Genomic DNA, 19,871 nt, shown 5'->3' with positions numbered 1-19,871 from the left:
CCCGCGCCGCGCCCGGCGCCGGCTAGCCCCCGAACAGCGCATCCCAGGGCGGACGCAGCACGTCCTCGCCGCCCTCCCCGACCCCGAGCACGCGGTCGGCCACCACGCCGATGCCCGCGCCGCCCGCGTCGAGCAGGAGCACGGTGCGCCCCTCCCCTCCGGCGCCGCCGTACAGCACGGCCAGGTCCACCACCGGGTGGAGCGCGCGGCCGTGGTAGAGCAGCCCGCGGTGCGACGGCGGGGTGAGCGGCACGGGCGCGAGCGCCGGCTCCTCCAGCACCTGCAGGAGCAGCGCGAGCGGGACCGCGTACTCCCGCCCCGCCCGCGCGAACCGCAGCTCGCGCTCGGCGGCGAGCCCGAGGTCGGGCGGCGGCTCGGCGGCGTCCAGCGCCGGCTCCAGCGGGGCGAAGCCGAGCGTCCCGACCGCCAGCTCCAGCGTCACCGCCCCGCCCATCACGATCGCGCCGGCGAACGGCGGGGGCTGCGGCAGCGGGGTGCGCGCGGGCAGCTGGAAGAACTCGGCCTCGGCGAGGTCCACGATCCCGTGCAGCGCCTCGACGCGCAGCGCCACGCGCGGGGGCCCCTCGGTGAGCAGCGCGAACGGGCACGGGCCGCCGGGCAGGCCCAGCACGGTGGAGACGAACGCCGCCGGCACCGCCTCGCCCCGGGCGATCACCTCGCCGGCCGCCTCGGGGACGGCGACGATCTCCCGGAGCTGCGACAGGCGCAGCGCCAGGCGCACACCGCCGGCCGAGAAGAGGAGCGCCTTGCGGTCCGAGGGGAGCGACACGGGCCATGATATACGACGATCCGCGATGGCCTACTCGGTCCTCCTCGTGGACGACGAGCGCTTCGCGCGCACCGTGTACTCGGACTACCTGCGCGCGGCGGGGTACGAGGTCGAGCTCGCGGAGGACGCCGAGGCGGCGCTCGCCCTCCTGCGCCAGCGGCGCTTCGACGTGCTCCTCACCGACGTGATCCTCCCGGGCTCGTCCGGCCTCGACCTGCTCTCGGCCGCGAAGCAGCTCGACCCGAACCTCGAGGTCACGGTCATCACCGCGCTCGACAAGGTGGACCCGGCGGTGCGCGCCATGAAGTCGGGCGCCTCGGACTACCTGGTGAAGCCGGTCACGCCGGAGCAGCTCCAGCTCGCCGTGCAGCGCTGCCTCGCCACCCGCGAGCTGCTCGCCGAGAACAAGGTGCTGCGCGCGCACCTCACGCTGTTCGAGACCGGCCAGCGCATCGCCGCCACGCTCGATCGCGACAAGCTCGTGCCGATGGCGCTCGCCTCGGTCGCGGCGGCGGCGCGCAGCGCGGTGGCGGTGCTGCTGGAGAAGGCGGCGGACGCGAGCTGGGTGCCCTCCGGCGCGCACGGGACCGATCACGCGGTGGCGGTCGAGCTGCTCGCCGCCTGCCGGGAGGAGCTCGAGGGGCTGGGCGCCGACCCGGTGGCGCGGGCCGAGCGGGCGCCGGGCGAGCTGGGGCCGTTCGGGCCGCGGGTGCTCCTGCTGCCGGTCACCGAGGAGGGCGCGCTGCTCGGGGCGGTGGCGGTGCACGCGCCCGGCCCGCTCGACCCGACCGGCGCCGAGGCGGTGGGCTACCTCTGCCGCAACCTGGGCCTGGCGCTCCGCAACCTGGGCCGGCTGCGGCAGGTCGAGCACCTCGCCTACCTCGACGACCTCACGCACCTCTACAACACCCGCTACCTGGACATGGCGCTCGACCGCGAGATGCAGAGCGGCCGCCCGTTCTCGGTCCTGTTCATGGATCTCGACCACTTCAAGACGGTCAACGACCAGCACGGCCACCTCTCCGGCTCGCGCCTGCTCGTCGAGGTGGCCCGGGTGCTCCGCTCCTGCGTCCGGGACGAGGACGTCCTGGTCCGTTACGGGGGGGACGAGTACGTGGTGCTGCTGGTGGGGATCGACTCCGGCGGCGGGCTGAAGGTGGCCGAGCGGGTCCGCCGGGCCATCGAGGACCACCGCTTCCTGTCGCGGGAGGGCGCCCGGGTGCGGGTCACCGCCTCCATCGGCCTCGCCAGCTACCCCGAGCACGCCCAGGAGAAGAGCGAGATCCTCGACCTCGCCGACCGCGCCATGTACCGGGGCAAGCGCTCCAGCCGGAACGTGGTCTACATGGCGTCGAAGGACCTGCCCCCGATCCCGGCCGGCGAGCGGCCGTAGCGGGCGGGGCGCGAGCGCTCACCGCCAAAAAAAACGCGGGGCCAAGGAAGGATCCTTGGCCCCGCTGACGACGACTGCCGGGTTCCGCCCGTCCGAGCACGTAGTAGCGGCTGCCCTCGTCATCGACGAGACGGGCCGATATCGCCTTGGCCGTCCGTCGTATGCAAATACCCTACCCGGGTGAGGGTCCGGTGTCAATGACGCACCCCGTCGAGGGACGGGGCTTCCCCCTGCACCCGGATCGGCGCAGGGGGAAAACCCCAGGGACGGCGGGAAGCTAGTAGTCCATCTCGTCCATGCCGCCGCCCATGCCGGCGGCGCCGCCGCCCGGGGCGGCCTTCTTCTTCGGCTTGTCGGCCACCATCGCCTCGGTGGTGAGGAGCAGGCTCGCGACCGAGGCCGCGTTCTGGAGCGCGGTGCGGGAGACCTTGGTCGGATCGATGACGCCGGCCTTGGTCAGGTCCTCGAAGGTGTCGGTCGCGGCGTTGAAGCCGAACGCGCCCTTCCCCTCGAGGATCTTGTTCACCACCACCGGGCCGTCCCAGCCGGCGTTCTCGGCGATGCGCCGGGCCGGCCACTCGAGGGCCTTCACCACGATCTGGACGCCGAACCGCTGGTCGCCCTGGCCCACGTCGAGCTTCTGGAGCTCGGCCAGCGACCGGAGGTAGGCCACGCCGCCGCCGGGGACGATGCCCTCCTCGACCGCGGCGCGGGTGGCGTGGAGCGCGTCCTCCACCCGGGCCTTCTTCTCCTTCATCTCGGTCTCGGTGGCGGCGCCCACGTTGATGACCGCCACGCCGCCCACCAGCTTGGCGAGCCGCTCCTGCAGCTTCTCGCGGTCGTACTCCGAGGTGGACTCCTCGATCTGGCCGCGGATCACCTTGATGCGGGCCTCGATGTCCGCCTTCTTGCCCTCGCCGTCCACGATGGTGGTGTTGTCCTTGTCCACCGTGATGCGCTTGGCGCGGCCGAGGTCCTTCAGGCCGAGCTGCTCGAGCTTGATGCCGAGCTCCTCGGCGACCACGGTGCCGCCCGTGAGGGTGGCGATGTCCTTCAGCATCTCCTTGCGGCGGTCGCCGAAGCCCGGGGCCTTCACCGCGCACACGTGCAGCGTGCCGCGCAGCTTGTTGACCACCAGGGTGGCGAGCGCCTCGCCCTCGACCTCCTCCGCGATGATGAGGAGCGGCTTGCCGGAGCGCGCCACCTGCTCGAGCACCGGGATGAGGTCGGCCATCGCGGTGATCTTCTTCTCGGTGACGAGGATGTACGGATCCTCCAGCACCGCCTCCATCCGGTCGGGGTTGGTGACGAAGTACGGCGACGAGTAGCCGCGGTCGAACTGCATGCCCTCGACCACGTCGAGCGTGGTCTCGAGGCCCTTCGCCTCCTCGACCGTGATCACGCCCTCCTTGCCGACCTTCTCCATCGCCTCGGCGATGATGTTGCCGATGGTGGTGTCGCCGTTCGCGGAGATGGTGCCGACCTGGGCGATGTCCTCCTTGCCCTTCGTCGGGGTGGAGAGCGCCTTCAGGTGGGCGACGACCACCTCGACCGCGCGGTCGATGCCGCGCTTCAGGTCCATGGGGTTGTGGCCGGCCGCGACCAGCTTCAGGCCCTCCTCGTAGATGGAGCGCGCGAGCACGGTGGCGGTGGTGGTGCCGTCGCCGGCCTTGTCGGAGGTCTGGGACGCGACCTCCTTCACCATCTGGGCGCCCATGTTCTCGAACTTGGACTCGACCTCGATCTCCTTCGCGACCGTGACGCCGTCCTTGGTGATGGTCGGCGCGCCGAAGCTCTTCTCGATGACCACGTTCCGGCCCTTCGGGCCGAGGGTCACCGCGACGGCTTCGGCCAGCGTCTGCACCCCGCGGAGGATGGCCTCGCGGGCGGGCTGGTGGAATGCGATCTCCTTGGCGGCCATGCCGGCTCTCCTTTTCAGAGAAACTTCAGTAGTCCTGAGATGTTGTGGGGCGACTCGGGTTGGCAGTCGCCCCGGGCGGCCGCTAACATAACCGCTCCCCGACCTCGGTCAAGCGGCGCCCGGCCGCGACCCCGGTGGCCCGCCCGCGGCCCGCCGGATCCGCGCTTCGTGAAGCCCGCGCGCGCCGCCGCGCGGCCCGCGTCCCTCCCGCGGGGCGCGCACGTTTGACACCGGCCGCCCGCCCCGCTACTCGCGACGCATGCCCGGTCCCGAAGCGCTGGACGACCTCCTCGACGCCGCCGCCGCCGCGCTCGAGGAGGGCGAGCCCGAGGAGGCGCTCGCCCGCGCCGACGAGGCGGTGGCGCGGTCGCCCCGGTCGGTCCCCGCGCTCCACCTGCGCGCCGCCGCGCTGGCCGCGCTCGACCGGCTCGACGACGCGGCCGAGGCGTACGAGCGCGCGCTGGAGCGCGGCCGGGACGATCCGGAGCTGCTCGCCGGGGCCGCCGACTTCCACCTCAACGTGCTCGCCGACGAGGACACCGGGCGCGAGCGGGCGGAGCGCGCGCTGGAGCTGGCGCGGCGGGGCAGCCGGGCCGCCCGGAAGCTCGACGACCCGGACCTCGCCGCCGACCTCGCCTACCTCGAGGGCGCGGCGCTCGACCAGCTCGGCCGGGCGGACGAGGCGCTCGTCCGGCTGGAGGAGGCCGCGCGGGCGGCGCCGGACCGGGTGGAGATCCTGCTCGAGCAGGCGTTCGCGCTCTACGAGCTCTCGCGCCTCGACGAGGCGCGCGCGGTGCTGCTCCGGGCCGAGGCGCTCGACCGGAAGGACCCCTGGGTGCACCACCAGCTCGGGCTGGTGGCCGAGCGGCAGGGCGACGCGGCCGAGGCGGCGCGCCGCTTCGCGCGGGCGCGCAAGCTCGCGCCGGAGGAGTTCCCCGAGCCGGTGTCGCTCACGCACGAGGCGTTCGACGCGGCGGTGGAGGCGGCGCTGGAGCGGCTGCCCGAGCCGGTGCGGCGGTACCTGTCGAACGTGGCGATCACGGTGGAGGACCTGCCGCAGGACGACGACCTGCGCGGCTCGGACCCGCCGCTCTCGCCCGCGATCCTCGGCCTGTTCCGCGGCGCGCCGTGGGGGCAGAAGGCGTCGATGGATCCGTGGAGCCACTTCCCGTCGTCGATCGTGCTCTACCAGAAGAACCTGGAGCGGTTCGCGCGCAGCCGCGGGGAGCTGATCGAGGAGATCGGGGTGACGCTGGTGCACGAGGTCGGGCACTTCCTCGGGCTGGACGAGGAGGAGCTCTGGGAGCGGGGGCTGGATTAGGGGGGGGGCTGGCCGGTGGGGGCTTTTGGCGGGGCAGCGGCGGTCGGGGGCGGTTCTGGCTCTTGACGGGGCAGCGGCGGTCGGGGGCGGGGCGGTGGGCCGGGACCGCTGGTTGCGGGATCGGCTCGCGAGAGGCCCGAGGGTGGGACGCGGGGCGCGGGAGCGCGTGAAGCCGAAGGCGCGGCCGTGGGCGCGGGCGTGGGCGTGGAGTGATGCTGCACCCGTTTGTCTCTCAGTGAATGCTTGACGGGGTTCACGGGCGGCGGCGCGTTCGCTGTTGGCGATGCGTCATGGCAGGCCTTTCGCGCGCTCGCGGCGCGGCGCTGCGGCGCTGGACGGCGAGCCGGGGGGTCGCGGCACCCTGCTCGCGTTCTCGCGCCCCGGGGCATCCTCGTGCGTTTCACGGAGCGCGGAATTCGCGTGCGATGCTTCCGTCATGGACATCGCACTCGAGTTCACGAACCGTCTCATTGCCCTCCTCCGTTCCGAGCGCCACGCCATGGCGGAGTTCCTCGTCGCGCTGGCGGAGTTCGACCGGCGGGGGCTGTACCGGGAGCGCGGGCACACCTCGCTCTTCTCGTTCCTGCGGCGCGAGCTGGGGCTCTCGGCGGGGGCAGCGCAGTACCGCAAGACGGCGGCGGAGCTCATCCAGCGGTACCCCACGGTCGAAGGCGCACTGCGCGAAGGCAAGCTCTGCCTCTCCTCCGTCTGCGAGCTGGCGAAGGTGGTGACCGCCGAGAACTGCGCGGAGATCCTGCCGCGGTTCTTCGGGCTCTCGAGCCGGGATGCGGCGGCGGTGGCTGCCACCATCCGCCCCGTGGAGAACCCGCCGCGCCGCGAGGTCGTCGTGCCCATCCGGACGGCTTCCGAGGTGCCGGCAGCGGCATCGGCTCCGATTTCATTTCGGGCGCCCGAACTGAATGCACCCAATCGGGTCGAGGCCGATGGCCGTTCAGAGTCCGCTCGCAGTGAGCCTGTCGAACTGCGAGCGGTGAGCCCTGCCGCCAGGCCCAGCTCGGTGGACTGGCTCGCCGGGGATTCGGCCCGCATGCACCTCACCGTCTCGAAGGCCTTCCTCGACAAGCTCGATGCGGCCCGGGACGCGCTCTCCCACGCGATGCCCGGCGCCACCCGCGAGGACGTCCTCGAGGCCGCCCTCGATCAGCTCCTCGACGAGCGCGGGCGGCGCAAGGGGCTCACGGCTCGTCCGCAGAAGACGGTTCGGCCCTCCAGGCCGGAGCACATCCCGGCCCACGTTCGCCGCGAGGTCTGGGAGCGGGATGGCGGGCGGTGCACCTTCGTGCTGGCGTCCGGCGAGCGGTGCGGCTCCACCCACCAGCTCGAGCTCGACCACGTCGTCCCGGTCGCGCGCGGCGGGGCCTCGACGGCGGACAACCTCAGGATCCGTTGCCGGGGGCACAACCTCGCGGAGGCGCGGCGGGTGTTCGGCGACGCGCTCATCGACGCCTACGCGCCGAGGCGGCGCGGGGGGTCGCCCTGAGGCGTCCGACCCACCTCCTGCGTCGATGCGGTCACGCCCGCGGGCGCTGGGCGGCCTGCTTCGCCTTCCACGCCTCGATCGCGGCGCGGACGCGGGGCATGGCGGCGCGGGCGGCCTCGATGCCGGCCTGCACGCAGCGCTTCTTCTGCGTGAAGTCGAGCATGCCGATGCCGCGCACGTCGGGCTGGACCAGCACGTCGGCGCCCTGCTTCCGGTGCGCCACGTTCTCCGCGAACATGATGTTGGTCGCCTGGAGGATCACGTCGAGCGCGTTGCGGATGCTGGTGTTCCCGACGTCCTCGGAGATGTCCACGGCGATCACCACCTCGGCGCCCTTCTCGCGGGCGACGTCGATGGGGATGTTGTCCACCACGCCGCCGTCCACCAGCAGCTTCCCCATGTGGCCGACGGGCTCGAAGATGCCGGGGATGGCCGAGGAGGCGCGGACGGCGGGCGCGACGGGGCCGCGGTCGATCACCACCCGCGTTCCCCAGTTCAGGTCGGTCGCGACGGCCGCGAACGGGATCCGGAGCTGCTCGATGTTGGGCTGCTTCACCTTCGCGCGCACGAACGCGTCGAGCTTCTCCCCCTTCGCGTACCCCATGCCCATCACGGCGTTCACCAGCCGGAAGTCGAACAGGTCGTCCTGCTGGAGCTGGAACGCGGTCCACTCGAGGTCGAACGAGTCCTTCTCGCTCGCGTAGAGCGCGCCGATGAGGCTGCCGACGCTGGTCCCGACCACCAGGTCCACGGGGATCCGCTCCTGCTCGAGCACCCGGATCACGCCGATGTGGGCGAAGCCGCGGGCGGCGCCGCCGCCGAGCACGAGCGCGACCCTGGGCTCGCGCACGGGGGCGGGCGGGGCGGGCGCCGGCACGGGCGCGGCGGGGACGGGGGCGGCGGGAGCGACCGGCGCGGTGGCACGGCAGCCGGCGAGCGCGGCCAGCGCGGCGGCGGCGAGCGGGGCGAACGGGGTGCGGCGCATCGGGCGATTCTGGCGCGGGACGCCCCCGCGCACCAGCGCCCTCGCGGCGCTCCGACAGCGACTTACAGGTCCACCCGCCCGATCCGGCGCGCTGCCAGCGCCGCGGGCAGCACGATCCAGAGCGCGAGCGAGGACGCGAGCGCCGCCGCCGCGCCGGCCGGGCCGCCGGTGAAGCGCAGGAACGCGAGCGACGCGGCGCCGAACGCCGCGGTGCCCTCCACCGCGAGGAGCGCGCCGGTCCGCACCGCGCCGACCGGGTTCGCGATCACCGCCACCACCAGCAGGCGCGAGGCGGTCCCGGAGGGCAGGAGCGACGCGACGCCCAGCGCCGCGACGTCGAACAGCACCACCGCCGCGAACCAGACGACCACCGCGACCGCGAGCGCCCGCACGCGCCGGCGCCCCACCGCGCCGGCCGCGATGAGCGCCGCGATGGCCAGGAACGCGGCGGTGAGCAGGGCAGCGCCGACGACGAGCAGCGCGTACCCTCCCCCGCCCTCCTCGCCCGCCTGCGAGAACACCACCACGCCGGCGACCCCGAACCCGACCAGCTCGGCGGCGGAGAGCGCCGCGAAGAGGCCGAGCAGCTTGCCGAGGAGGATGGTGCGGCGCGACACCGGCTGCGCGTACAGGAGCTCGGCGGTCCCGCGCTCCGGGGCGAGCGCGAGGACGCCCATGAGCAGCGCCGCCAGCGGCACCACCAGCGCCACCAGCTCCACCAGCGACGCGCTGGTCCGGGCGAAGTCCTGGAACCCGTGCCCGCCGGAGAGCACGTAGCCGGAGCCGGCCACGCCGAGCGCGAGCAGCGCGAACACCGCCGCGAAGATCTGCACCCAGCGCGAGCGCGCCGCGAGCAGCAGCTCCTGGCGCGCCACGAGCAGCAGGGGCGACCCGCCGACGCTCATCGGCCCCCGCCGCGGGCGCCGCCCCGAGGAGCTCCGCGGCCGGCACCGGCGCCGCGCCCGCGACGGCCGGGTCGGCGTCGCGCGAGGCGGCGTCGGCGTGGGCGACCAGCCCCGAGCCCATGGGCGTGCGGAGCCCGGGCACCCGCGAGTACGTCGCGGCGCCGGCGCGCACCCAGGCCGAGGTCCGGTGGTCCGCGACGTAGGCCACCGCCCCGGGCGGCAGCCGCGGGTGCTCGCGGAGGTAGTCGCGGAGGCAGCCGAGGTCGTCGAAGAAGCGCGGCTCCTCGTTCGGCGCGACGAGCTGCGCGGCGAACGGCGGATCCGACACCATCATGCGGCACTGCGCGCAGGCGTCGTTGCGCGGATCGAGCCGGGCCGGCGCGGGCGGGCCGCGCTGGCAGGCGCCCGCGCAGGCCGCGGCGCACGCGAGCGCGGCGAGCCGCGCGGGGAATCGTGGCCTCATGCGGAACCCTCCACCAGCTCGCGGTACAGCGGCTCCAGGCGCCCGTCCTCGGCGGTGAGGCTGCGGATCTCGGCCCCCGCCGCGCGGGCCAGCTCCAGCGCCTGCGCGCGCAGCGCGGGCGGCCCGGGGATCACCAGCTCCTCGCCGGTCCAGCGCGCGCCGGGCGCGAGCGCGGCGAGCCGCTCGGCCAGCCCGGCGGGGCAGGCGTCGAGCCGCAGCCGCATGCGCCCGCGCGCGGCCAGGCGATCCGCCAGCTCGCGCTGCCCGAGCGCCGCGACCAGCCGCCCGTCCACCAGGATCGCGATCCGGTCGGCGAGCCGCTCGGCGTCGCCGAGCTGGTGCGAGCTGAAGAGCACCGTCCGCCCCTCGCCGCGCCAGCGCTCGACCAGCGTGTAGAACGCCGCCAGCCCGTCGGCGTCGAGCGCGGAGGTGGGCTCGTCGAGCAGGTAGGCGCGCGCGTCGGGGAGCGCGGCGACGGCGAGGCCGAGCCGCTGGGTCATGCCGCCCGAGTACGTCCCCACCGCCCGCTCCGCCGCGCCGTCGAGCGAGGCCGCGCGGAGCGCCTGCTCCGCCGCGCCCGGCGGCGCCCCGCGCAGCCGGCGGTAGAACTCGAGCACCTCGCGGCCGGTGAGCGAGTCCGGGAAGCTCACCCGCTGCGGCAGGAACGACAGGGCGCGCCGGGCCGCCGGGTCGCGCGTGCTGGCCGGCGGATCCCCGGCGAGCACGCGGCCGGAGGTGGGCAGCACCAGCCCCGCCGCGACCTTGAGCGAGGTGGTCTTGCCCGAGCCGTTCGGCCCGAGGAGCGCCACCACCTCCCCCGCGGCGAGCTCGAGCGAGAGCGCCTCCACGGCGCGGTGGGTCCCGTAGCGCTTGGTGAGCGCCTCGAAGCGGATCACGGGCGCCCCCGTCGCGCGGCCCGCCCGCCCAGCGCCAGCACCGCCAGGCCGAGCGCCACCGCGCCGGCGGAGCCCGCCACGCCCGCCGCCGACGCGCCGCCGTCCTCCGGGCGCGCCACCGGCACCGCGGGCAGCACCGGGGGCCGCGCCAGCGGGGCGTGGTCGACCGCCTGGATCCGGGCCAGCACCGGGAAGCTGCGCTCCGCGGCCGCCAGCGCCGAGGCCGCCACGCTCTGCGCGAGCAGGTCGGCGGCGGAGAGGTTCCCGCGCAGGTGGTCGAACAGGCTCCCGAGGACGTGCGGCGCGTCGCTCCGGCCGTCGCCGTCGAGGTCGAGCCCGCGGTCGTCCGACCAGTAGTTGCCGTCGAAGGAGGTGTCGGTGCGCCGGCCGACGAGGTCGAGCGTGGTGAGGTTCCCGACGAACGCGTTCCCCTCGAAGCGGACGCCGCCGCAGGAGTCGTAGAGCACGATGGCGGCGTCGGACTCGGCGATCACGTTGCGCCGGAAGACGTCGCGGTACGAGCCCTCCAGGAACACCCCGCGCGCGTTGTCGGCGATCAGGTTGTCCTCGGCGATCACGTCGTCGCAGGCCTTGTACAGGAGCCCCACCGAGGCGAAGCCGCGGTTGTGCAGGAAGCGGTTGCGGCGGAAGGCGATCCGCCGCGAGTACATCAGCACCGCGCCGGCGTCGGAGCGCTCGAACAGGTTGTCCTCGAACACGTTGTCGTCCGAGAACATGTAGTGCAGCGCGTAGCGCAGGTCGCGCGCGACGTTGCCGCGGATCACGCCGTTCGGCGAGGACTGGATGTAGAAGCCGTCCCGCGCGTCGCGGACCTCGTTGCGGTCGAGCGTGAAGCCGTCGGTGTTCCAGACGTGGACGCCCGACCCCTTCTCGCCCGGCTCCTTCGCCCGGATCCCCACCACCACGTTCCCCTCGACGCGCGCGCCGTTCGCCTCGCGCAGGTAGACGCCGAACAGCGCGCGCTCGATCCGGCAGCCGCGGATCACCGCGTCGCGGGCGGCGACGTGGACGCCGGCCGAGTCGCGCCCGAGGTCGCCGCCCTCGCGCCCGTCGATGTCGAAGCCCTCCAGCACCACCCCGGGCGCGCGGATCCGCACCACGCTGCCGCGGCCCGAGCCCACCAGCCGCGGGCGGCCGCGCCCGGCGAGGTGGACCGGGCGGTCGAGGTACAGGTCGCCCGCGTACGTGCCCGGGCCGACCTCGAGGCGAGCGCCGGGCGGCGCCGCGTCCACCCTGGCCTGGAGCGGGGACGCCTCGCTCGCCGGCGGGCGCCCCTCCAGGTTGCCGGCGGGGATGGGCGCCATGTCCTGGGCGAGGAGGATCGCGAGGAGCGGCGCGACGGCGTCCATCGCCTCACGGCCCGCCGCGCGCGACCGGCGCGGCCGCCGGTCGCCGGAGGGAGGCGCGCACGCCGAGCAGCAGCGCCGCGGCCAGCGCGAACCCCACCGCGAACAGCGCGTAGGAGCCGAGGCCCGGGTACGAGTACACCTCGAAGTTCGCGAGCTGCGCGCCGCCGATCATCGGCGGCATGAAGGGCGGGATCTTCACCGGCGCGCCGGGCGCGAGGTCGTGGCCGTAGCTGTACAGCTTGTAGCCGAAGGACCAGAGCGAGAAGAGCCCGACGTAGCTGAAGACCACCAGCGAGTCGAGCAGGTCGAGCACCCGCCCCATCACCGCGGCCCGCAGGAAGACGAGCGCGAGGCCGCCCAGCACGAACGGCATCCACTTGAACTCGCGGAAGTCCTCCTCCGCGAGATCGTGCATCCCGATGTAGTGGTTGAGGAGGTTGATCTCCTTCAGGTCCTGCCCGTGGTTCCCGCCCTCGAGCTTGTAGCTGTAGATGTCCAGCCGGAGCCCGTCCCCGTACTGCGGCGCGAACATGGTGAGGTTCCACAGCGGCGCGACGTAGGTGGGGACGATCAGCAGCGCGGCGACGAGCGCGAGCACCCGCGGCGTCGCCCCCACCGGCGCGGTGAGGAGCGCGTGGCTCCGCTCCAGCAGTCTCTTCATGGCGGTCCTCGGCCGGCGGGGCGCTACTTCGGCTTCACCACGAGGTAACCCTGCATCTCCTGGTGCAGCGCGGAGCAGAAGTTCGTGCAGTAGTAGGGGAAGACGCCCGGCTTGTCGGCCTTGAACGTGACGGTCTTGGTCTCGCCGGGATCGAGGACGATGTTGATGTTGTAGTCGAGCAGCCCGAACCCGTGGAGCTCGTCGGTGGTCTGCTCGATGTTGGTGAGCGCGACCTTCACCGTGTCGCCCTCGTTCACCTCGATGAGCGACGGCGTCATGCTGGACCGCACCACCACCACCTTCGCCAGCACCTCGTTGCCCTTCCGCGTCACCCCGGCGTCCTTCACGTCCCAGATCGCGAGCGGGTGCTTGTTCTCCTCCTTGGGGTAGACCTCGATCGGCTTCAGCTTGTCGGCCTTGATGATCTGCGCGTAGTGCGGCTCGGGCTCGGTGAACGCGTCGTAGACGAGCTTCATCTTGTCGCCCGAGATGTCCACCAGCTGCGAGGACTCGGGCTGCGAGGGGCCGACGGAGAGGTGGCGCCCGTGGGACAGCTTGTTGAGGCCCACCAGCCACTTCCCGTCCGGCGAGACGGTGTCGCCCTCGGCCGCGGCGAGGTGGCCGGTCGAGTAGGACATGGGGACCTTGTCGAGGACCTCCCAGGTGCCGAGCTTCCACTTGGCCAGCGCGCTGTCCACGAACAGCGAGGTGTAGGCCATCCCGTCCGGCCCGAACTGCGTGTGCAGCGGCCCGAGCCCCACCGGCACCTCGGCGTCCTTGATCGACTCGTACTTGAGGACCGGGATGCCGTCCTCGTCGCCGGCGAAGTCCTTGTTCTTGATGGCGGTGAGGACCTTCTCGAAGTTGAAGGCGGTGGTGACGCCCTGGAGCTTGCCGGAGCCGACCACGTACTTGCCGTCGGGCGAGACGTCCACGCCGTGCGGCGACTTCCCGCACGGCATCAGGTACACCAGCCCCGGGATCGTCTTCGGGTCGAGCACCTTCACGCCGCCGATCAGCTCGCCCTTCCCCTCGGCCGCGGACTTCTCGGCGAGGCGCCAGTCGATGGCCGCGATGTAGTCGCGGTCGCGCTGCGAGGCGGTGACCTCGAGCTTCCCGGTGGCGCGCTCGGAGTTGTAGCAGGTGAGGAAGAACCAGCCCTCGGACAGCTTCTTGCCGGCGTCGCCGAGGTCCCAGTCGAACGGCGGCAGCAGCACCTGCCAGCCGAGGGACATCTGGCCGGTCTTCGGGTCGATCTTGAGGCCGGCCGCGACGCCCTTGTACTCGCTGGCGTAGCGGTCGATCGAGACCGCCTTCCCCTTGGGGATGGGGATCGAGAACCGCGAGGACATGAGCACGTACTCGCTGTTCGGCGTGATGAAGGTGGAGCCGTGGTTGCCGGAGATGTTCGGCACCGGCCCGAAGATCTGCCGGGTCTTGAAGTCCCGCAGGTCGATGCGCGCCACGCGCCCGTTCATCTCGTTCACGAACAGCCAGCGGCCGTCGTAGTCGCCGCCGGTCTCGGACAGCGCCGGGTGGTGCACGTCACCCCAGGTGAGGTTGCCGAGCATCGCCTTCGTCTCGTCGTCGAACCCGTAGCCCGTGCCCGAGTACGGCGCGAACACCGGGATGGTGGTGATGTGGCGCATCGACGGGATGCCGTAGACGAAGACCTGCCCGGAGTGCCCACCGGACGAGAACATGTAGTACTCGTCGAGGTCGCCGGGCGGGACGTAGGTCTTCTCCGCCGCCACCGCGATGTCCGACGCGCCGGCGGGGCGCTTCGAGCCCTTCGGCTTGCTGGGCGGGCAGCCCACGGCGAGCGCCAGCGTCCCCACCGCCGCGAGCGCCACGGCGATCCTCGTCCAGAGCTTCGTGTCGGCCATGTCTGCCTCCGTGGTGGTGGTCAGCGGGCGGGCGCCTTCCGCACGGGCGCCTTGGACCCGGGGGTCTTCTGCTCGGATGCCGGCTCCGCCGGCGCCTTCGTCCCGGCGGCCGCCTTCTGCTTCTGGTGCTCGGCGTAGGCCTCCCGCACCTTCTGGATGGCCATGTCCAGCTGCGCCGGCGTCAGGATGATCTGGCGGGAGAGGACCACCGCCATGGTGCCGGTCGGCGCCCTCAGGAAGTCGTCGAGCGTGCGCCCGAAGCGCGCCTGCACGTCCTCGACCGCGATGGAGAGGTCGGGGCCGATCTGCGCCGGGCTCTTCACGCCCAGCGACGAGACGTTGTGGCAGATGAAGCAGCCGGTCTTCACGAACCACGCGCCCGGCCCGTGCAGCATCCGCTGCTCCTCCTCGACCTCGGCGGGCGTCTGCGGATCGGTCCGCGGCGCGCCGCGCAGGTACGCGGCCGGGAGCTCCACCTTCCGCCAGGACATCACCAGCATCGCGAGCGACTGGACCTGCGCGGTCGAGAAGTTGAAGTTCGGCATCACCGTCTCGGGGACGATGGCCTTCGGCTCGCGGAAGTGCGCCACGTGCCAGGCGAACATGGTCTGCTGGCCGAGCAGGCGCGTGTAGTCGAACTGCTCCGGCGCCTTGTCGCCCTCGAAGGTGAGGTCCGGGCCGATGCTGCCGCCGCGCCCGTTGATCACGTGGCAGGCGCGGCAGCCCTTCTGCGCGACCAGCGCCTTCGCGTCGTTGATGGCCTTCGCGCCCGGCGTCTCGCGGTCGTAGCGGTGGCAGACGTTGCAGTTCATCTGCAGGAGCGCGCCCTTGTCGGTCGCGAGCGAGTACTCCTCGCCGAGCGTCGCGCCCAGCACCGGCTCCTCCCAGAAGCGGACCGGCCCGTGCGCGGCCTCCACGTCCACCGCGTAGCCCTGCCCGCCGTGGCAGGAGGTGCAGCCGTACCGCTCCGTCGGGTGGGCGGCCAGGATCGCCGGCGGGTGCGTGCGGAACGGGTTCTCGGCGTCCTCGAAGCCCTTCCACGAGACCGCCTGGTGGCACATCGGGCAGCGATCGGCGTGCCGCAGCGCCGGCACCCAGATCTGCAGCATGCCCGAGGGCACGGTGCGGGCCTTCTCCGCCCCGAGCTTCGCCTCCACCTGGTTGCGGAACTCCCACTGGTACCAGCGCCAGTCGTGGGACCAGTCCTTCCAGGCGAACAGGCCGAGCGAGACGACCAGCGAGACGCCGACGAGCGCGAGGACGAGCCGGTCGCGGCGACGGTAGGGCGAGGGCGTGCGCTGTTCCATGGTCAGATCCGGGTCGGGAGCTGGGGCCAGGCCTCCCACGGCCAGTACAGATTCCAGTACGGCCCGCGCGCGAACAGGCCGACGTAGGTGAGGACGAGCACCAGCAGCACGATCAGGAGGAACACCAGGTTCTGCGTCCGGCGGCTCCGCGGGAACCAGCGCCCCGCCGCCGAGGCCGGGCTCCGGTCGAGCCACGGCCACGCGATCATCAGGGTCACCAGCGCGCCGGGCAGGATCACGCCGCCCAGGAACGCGCCGTTGACGGTGAAGGAGCCGATCCGGAACGTCGTGTCGGTCACGAGCTCCTGGAGCCACAGGAAGTACCAGGGCGCCTTGGCCGGGTTGGGCGTGACGAGCGGGTTGGCGGGCTCCTCCAGCGGCGAGGGCACCAGCACCGCGAGGATGCTCACCACCGCCATGGTGCCGAGGACCACGATGGCGGCGCGGCGGGTCAGGTCCGGCACCGAGCTGACCGTGGTCTCCGGCCGCTCCACCGAGGTGGCGCGGATGGTCGGGTGGGTCCCGCGGGCGATGCCGAGGAGCGAGTAGGTCTTGGTGGCGGCCGGCGGGACCTCCGCCGGCGCCGGCAGCGCGACCGCGCGGTCGGCGCAGGCCAGGCCGCCGTCCTTGCGGATCCGCCACATGTGGTAGGCGAGCAGCGCGAAGAGCGCGCCGGGCAGCACGATCACGTGCAGCACGTAGAAGCGGATCAGCGTGGGCTGGTCGATGGTGCGGCCGCCGAGCATCAGCTCCCGCAGCTCCTCGCCCACCAGCGGGATCGCCGAGGCGATGTTGGTGCCGACCGTCACCGCCCAGTAGGCGAGCTGGTCCCACGGCAGGAGGTAGCCGGTGAAGGAGAGGAACAGCGTGACGAGCAGCATCACCACGCCGAGGATCCAGTTCCACTCCCGGTGCTGGCCGCGCCCCACGCCGTTCTTGTAGGCGCCGGTCAGGAACACGCGGACCAGGTGCAGGAACACCGCGGCCACCATGAGGTGCGCCGAGAGGCGGTGGACCGAGCGGATCCAGGAGCCGAACGTCACCACGTACTCGATGTCCTTCACCGAGCCGTAGGCGCGCTCCACCGACGGGACGTGCAGGAACAGGAGCGGGAGCCCCGACACCACCAGCAGCAGGAGCAGCGCCGCCGAGACGGTGCCGAGCCAGAGCGAGTACCGCCACTCCAGCGAGGCCCGCAGCGCCTTCGCGGGGAACCAGTGGAGCAGGAAGTTCGCGACGATCGCGTCGCCGGCCTCGCGGTCGGACGCGGGCCGCAGGCTCCACAGCGGGCGGGGGTGGACGCCGGGCGCGGCGGCCGGCGCGGGCGAGCTCACCGACGGTTCGGGCAGGGTGGCCACGGTCGCCTCCTCACACGATGGTGAGCCGGAAGTCGTGCGCGACGGGCCTGGCCATGTCGACCACCAGCTGCCCGTCGTCGGCGGCCAGGGTGAGGTCGTACCAGGCGAGCGGCCTCGGCGCGGGCCCGGCGACGTTCTGCCCGTCGCCCTCGTAGCGCGAGCCGTGGCACGGGCACAGGAAGCGGTGGGTGAGCTTGAGCGGCCGCCCGCCGACCTCCTTCGTCTCCACCCTGGGCAGCGCCTCGGCGCGCACGGTGCACCCGAGGTGCGTGCAGACCGCGGAGATGGCGTGGAACGTGTTGCCCTCGCGGAACACGAACAGCCGCTGCTCGGGCAGGAACTTCATGCCGTCGGGGAACTCGGCCGGCGGCCCCAGCTTCACGGTGGTGGGCGCGTCGTACGAGACGTTCGGCACGAGCGAGCGCAGCGCGGCGATCCCCTGGCCGCCCAGCGCGACGACCCCCGCGCCGATCCCGATGCCCACGAGGAAGTCCCTCCGGTCCTTCCGCTCGGCCATGGCGAACCTCGGCGTCCCCGCTCAGGCGGCGGGGGCGTAGCGCTGCGTGATCTGGAACCGTTCCATCGTCATCGCGTCGGTGGGGCAGCGGATGGCGCACAGCCCGCACCGGATGCAGGGCGCGTCGTCCTTGATCATCGCGGAGAGCGGCAGCGCGCCGGCCTCGGCCGCCTGGACCAGCGCCCGCCGCTCCTCGTCCGGCAGGTCCACGTCCTCGAGCGGCACCAGCGCGAGGCAGTACTCCGGGCACACGTCCACGCAGCGGCCGCACAGGACGCACTTCTCCGGGTCGTAGATGGTCTGGACGTGGCAGACGAGGCAGCGCGCGCCCTGCGCGATGCCCTCCTCCGCGCCGAAGGCCGTCTCCACCTCCGCGATGCCGCTCCGCCGCCCCAGGTCGAGCGTGGGCGGGGAGGCGCGGTCGAGCAGCTCGAACCCGGCGATCATGCGGTAGTCGCGGGTCGGGATCTTCTGGACGGCGATGACCGCCTCCAGCCGCGCCGCCTCGCCGGAGAGGTGCTCGTGGATGGAGCGCGCGGCGCGCTTCCCGTTCGCGATGGCCTCGATGAGGTTCCGCGGGCCGAACGCCACGTCGCCGCCGGCGTAGACGCCCGGCGCGGTGGTGGCGAGCGTCGCCCGGTCCACCTTGACGGTCCCCGCCGGCGTGAGCTCGACGCCGTCCTCGGGGCGCAGGAAGGAGAGGTCGGCGCGCTGCCCGATGGCGAGGACGCAGCCGTCGGCCGGGACCGCGATCACGTCCGCGTCGTCGTACGCCGGCGCGAAGCGGCCGGACGCGTCGAACACCTGGGTCACGCCGCGCAGCTCGACGGCCTCGAGGTGCCCCGTCCCGACGAACCGCCGCGGCCCGCGCCGCGGCTGGAACCGGATCCCCTCCCGCCTGGACTCCTCGAACTCCTCGTGTCCCTGCGCCGTCCGCAGCACCGGCATCTCCTCGAAGCTCTCCAGCGAGACGATGGTCACCTCGGTCGCGCCGCCGCGCACCGCCGCGCGCGCCGAGTCGAGCGCCTCGATCAGCCGCGCGTCGGACTCCGCGCCGAGCGTCTCGCCGAGCGCGCGGACCTCGTCCTCGCGCCCGGCGCGCAGCGCGAGCCGCGCCGCGTCGAACGCGACGAACCCGCCGCCGATCACCACCACGCGCCGGCCCAGGTTCATCCGGTAGCCGCGGTTCGCGTTGAGGAGGTAGTCCACGGCCTTCACGACGCCGTCGAGCTCGACCCCGGGGATGGCGAGGTCCCGCCCCTTCTGCACGCCGACCGAGAGGAAGAACGCCTCGAAGCCCTCGGCCCGCAGCGCGGCCAGGCCGCGCTCCGGCGTGAGCGGGGCCCGGGTCCGGAGCGTCACCCCGAGCGCCAGGATCTTCTCGATCTCCCCGCGGATCACGCTGCGCGGCAGCCGGTACTCGGGGATCCCGAAGCGCATCATGCCGCCGGGCTCCTCGGCGGCCTCGAACACCGTGACGTCGTAGCCGAGCAGCGCGAGATCGTGCGCGGCGGAGAGCCCGGCCGGCCCGGCCCCGATCACCGCGACCTTGCGCCGGGCGTCCCGTGCCGCACGCCGGAGCGGGACGGTCGGGAGGTGCCCCGGGTACCGGTTGCCCTCCGGCACCAGCGCCTCGCGCAGCCGGTCCTGCGCGTCGGGGTGGACCGACTCGACGCCGTAGCGCTCGGTGAGCGTCCGCTTCAGGGCGCGGATGGTGATGGGCGCGTCGATGGTGCCGCGGCGGCAGGCGTCCTCGCACGGCGCGGCGCAGACCCGGCCGCACACCGACGCGAACGGGTTCGGCGCCCGGGCGACGAGGTAGCCCTCCTCGTACCGCTCCTGCGCCACGAGCTGGCAGTACCGGCCGCCGTCCGTCTCCACGGGGCAGCCGACCTGACACTTGACCTGGGCCCGCCAGTCCTCGAACCCCGGGAGCCGCACCGCGATGCGCATCGGGACCTCGGTCCGCCGTGGAATGCTCGCCGCCGCCCGCACCGGCGCCGCCGCGCCGGATCCCCGTGCCCGGAAACCATGCAGGCTTGCGCGGACCGTGCGTGCGGCCGTCCGGGGCAAGGACAACGTGCCGCGCTCCCCCGGCAGGGAGCGCGTGGTCTGGAAGGGCCCGAAATTTGACCCGTTCGGGCCGATATCGCACTCTCCCCTGGAATGGCCACGGTCATCGAGTCGATGGAGCTCCTGCAGGTCCTGGCCGAGGCCGAGGACATCGCACGGAGCGTCAACCAGAAGCTCACCAGCGCGCACCAGCTCCTCGCCTTCTTCACCGTGCCGAACCGCGCCGAGGTCCTGCTCCGGGATCGCGGCATCGACGAGGACCGCATCCTGCTGGCCATGACCGGCGCGCCGCGCGAGCCGGAGGGCGTCGAGCGCGACCTCCGCGAGCGCGCCCGGGACGTGGCCGAGGGCGTGGGGGCCGAGGAGGTGGACTGCCTGCACCTGCTCATCGCCATGAGCCGGGTGCGCGGCGCCGCCGCCCACCAGCTGCTCGCCGCCTGCGGCCTGCAGCTCGCCTCGCTGCGCAACATCGCGCTGTCCTACTTCACCGCCCGCATGCCGCGCCGGCTGCGCCAGCTCCAGCC

At 73.4% G+C, this 19,871-nt stretch carries 16 protein-coding genes; 4 read left to right on the top strand and 12 right to left on the bottom strand.

Going from position 1 to position 19,871, the window contains the following annotated elements:
* Positions 1 to 22 precede the first annotated feature (22 nt).
* Positions 23 to 790 carry a chemotaxis protein CheW gene (locus tag PSR1_RS12240; RefSeq protein ID WP_059437847.1) on the bottom strand — a complete coding sequence of 256 codons (768 nt, stop codon included), beginning with the start codon at positions 788 to 790 and terminating at the stop codon, positions 23 to 25.
* 25 nt (positions 791 to 815) lie between these two features.
* Here PSR1_RS12240 and PSR1_RS12235 point away from each other — a divergent pair, with 25 nt between their 5' ends.
* Entirely contained in the window at positions 816 to 2,183 is a 1,368-nt protein-coding gene (locus PSR1_RS12235) for a diguanylate cyclase (protein WP_059437846.1), read from the top strand.
* A gap of 277 nt (positions 2,184 to 2,460) precedes the next feature.
* Here the strand turns inward: PSR1_RS12235 and groL are convergent, their stop codons facing one another.
* Positions 2,461 to 4,104: a chaperonin GroEL gene (gene groL, locus PSR1_RS12230; RefSeq protein WP_059437845.1), complete on the bottom strand. Its 1,644-nt coding sequence runs from the start codon at positions 4,102 to 4,104 to the stop codon at positions 2,461 to 2,463.
* A 259-nt stretch (positions 4,105 to 4,363) separates the two neighbouring features.
* Between groL and PSR1_RS12225 the strand changes: the two genes are divergently transcribed.
* Positions 4,364 to 5,425 carry a metallopeptidase family protein gene (locus tag PSR1_RS12225; protein ID WP_059437844.1) on the top strand — a complete coding sequence of 354 codons (1,062 nt, stop codon included), beginning with the start codon at positions 4,364 to 4,366 and terminating at the stop codon, positions 5,423 to 5,425.
* A 436-nt stretch (positions 5,426 to 5,861) separates the two neighbouring features.
* Positions 5,862 to 6,926: an HNH endonuclease signature motif containing protein gene (locus PSR1_RS12220; protein ID WP_059437843.1), complete on the top strand. Its 1,065-nt coding sequence runs from the start codon at positions 5,862 to 5,864 to the stop codon at positions 6,924 to 6,926.
* A gap of 31 nt (positions 6,927 to 6,957) precedes the next feature.
* On the opposite strand, the gene PSR1_RS12215 is transcribed toward PSR1_RS12220, so the two are convergent.
* The 10 genes from PSR1_RS12215 to PSR1_RS12170 all read right to left on the bottom strand — a co-directional run bounded on the left by PSR1_RS12215 (position 6,958) and on the right by PSR1_RS12170 (position 19,227).
* Complete coding sequence (locus tag PSR1_RS12215) at positions 6,958 to 7,911, bottom strand: patatin-like phospholipase family protein (protein WP_059437842.1); 954 nt, start codon at positions 7,909 to 7,911, stop codon at positions 6,958 to 6,960.
* A 62-nt stretch (positions 7,912 to 7,973) separates the two neighbouring features.
* Entirely contained in the window at positions 7,974 to 8,816 is an 843-nt protein-coding gene (locus PSR1_RS12210) for an ABC transporter permease (RefSeq protein ID WP_059437841.1), read from the bottom strand.
* A 459-nt stretch (positions 8,817 to 9,275) separates the two neighbouring features.
* Positions 9,276 to 10,175: an ABC transporter ATP-binding protein gene (locus tag PSR1_RS12205; protein ID WP_059437840.1), complete on the bottom strand. Its 900-nt coding sequence runs from the start codon at positions 10,173 to 10,175 to the stop codon at positions 9,276 to 9,278.
* Complete coding sequence (gene nosD / locus PSR1_RS12200; RefSeq protein ID WP_059437839.1) at positions 10,172 to 11,545, bottom strand: nitrous oxide reductase family maturation protein NosD; 1,374 nt, start codon at positions 11,543 to 11,545, stop codon at positions 10,172 to 10,174. The genes PSR1_RS12205 and nosD overlap by 4 nt, the downstream gene beginning before the upstream one ends.
* Before the next feature lie 4 nt (positions 11,546 to 11,549).
* A complete protein-coding gene (locus PSR1_RS12195; protein WP_059437838.1) occupies positions 11,550 to 12,206 on the bottom strand; it encodes a hypothetical protein in 657 nt (218 codons plus the stop codon).
* A gap of 23 nt (positions 12,207 to 12,229) precedes the next feature.
* Positions 12,230 to 14,092, bottom strand: coding sequence for a Sec-dependent nitrous-oxide reductase (gene nosZ, locus PSR1_RS12190; RefSeq protein WP_059437837.1), 1,863 nt, complete (start codon positions 14,090 to 14,092; stop codon positions 12,230 to 12,232).
* 20 nt (positions 14,093 to 14,112) lie between these two features.
* A complete protein-coding gene (locus PSR1_RS12185) occupies positions 14,113 to 15,399 on the bottom strand; it encodes a c-type cytochrome (protein WP_059437836.1) in 1,287 nt (428 codons plus the stop codon).
* Positions 15,400 to 15,401: 2 nt separating this feature from the next.
* Positions 15,402 to 16,757, bottom strand: a complete 1,356-nt coding sequence (locus tag PSR1_RS12180; RefSeq protein WP_059437835.1) for a cytochrome b N-terminal domain-containing protein — start codon at positions 16,755 to 16,757, stop codon at positions 15,402 to 15,404.
* A gap of 10 nt (positions 16,758 to 16,767) precedes the next feature.
* Positions 16,768 to 17,274, bottom strand: a complete 507-nt coding sequence (locus tag PSR1_RS12175; RefSeq protein WP_059437834.1) for a ubiquinol-cytochrome c reductase iron-sulfur subunit — start codon at positions 17,272 to 17,274, stop codon at positions 16,768 to 16,770.
* A 21-nt stretch (positions 17,275 to 17,295) separates the two neighbouring features.
* Positions 17,296 to 19,227 (bottom strand): FAD-dependent oxidoreductase, encoded by a 1,932-nt coding sequence (locus PSR1_RS12170; protein WP_059437833.1) that lies wholly within the window; start codon positions 19,225 to 19,227, stop codon positions 17,296 to 17,298.
* A 213-nt stretch (positions 19,228 to 19,440) separates the two neighbouring features.
* On the opposite strand from PSR1_RS12170, the gene PSR1_RS12165 reads away from it, so the two are divergent.
* Positions 19,441 to 19,871, top strand: a 431-nt coding sequence (locus PSR1_RS12165; RefSeq protein ID WP_272946358.1) for a Clp protease N-terminal domain-containing protein, incomplete at its 3' end; no start/stop codon positions are given.

Source organism: Anaeromyxobacter sp. PSR-1, assembly GCF_000964525.1.
GTDB lineage: Bacteria > Myxococcota > Myxococcia > Myxococcales > Anaeromyxobacteraceae > Anaeromyxobacter.
This window is presented reverse-complemented; position numbering and strand designations above follow the sequence as displayed.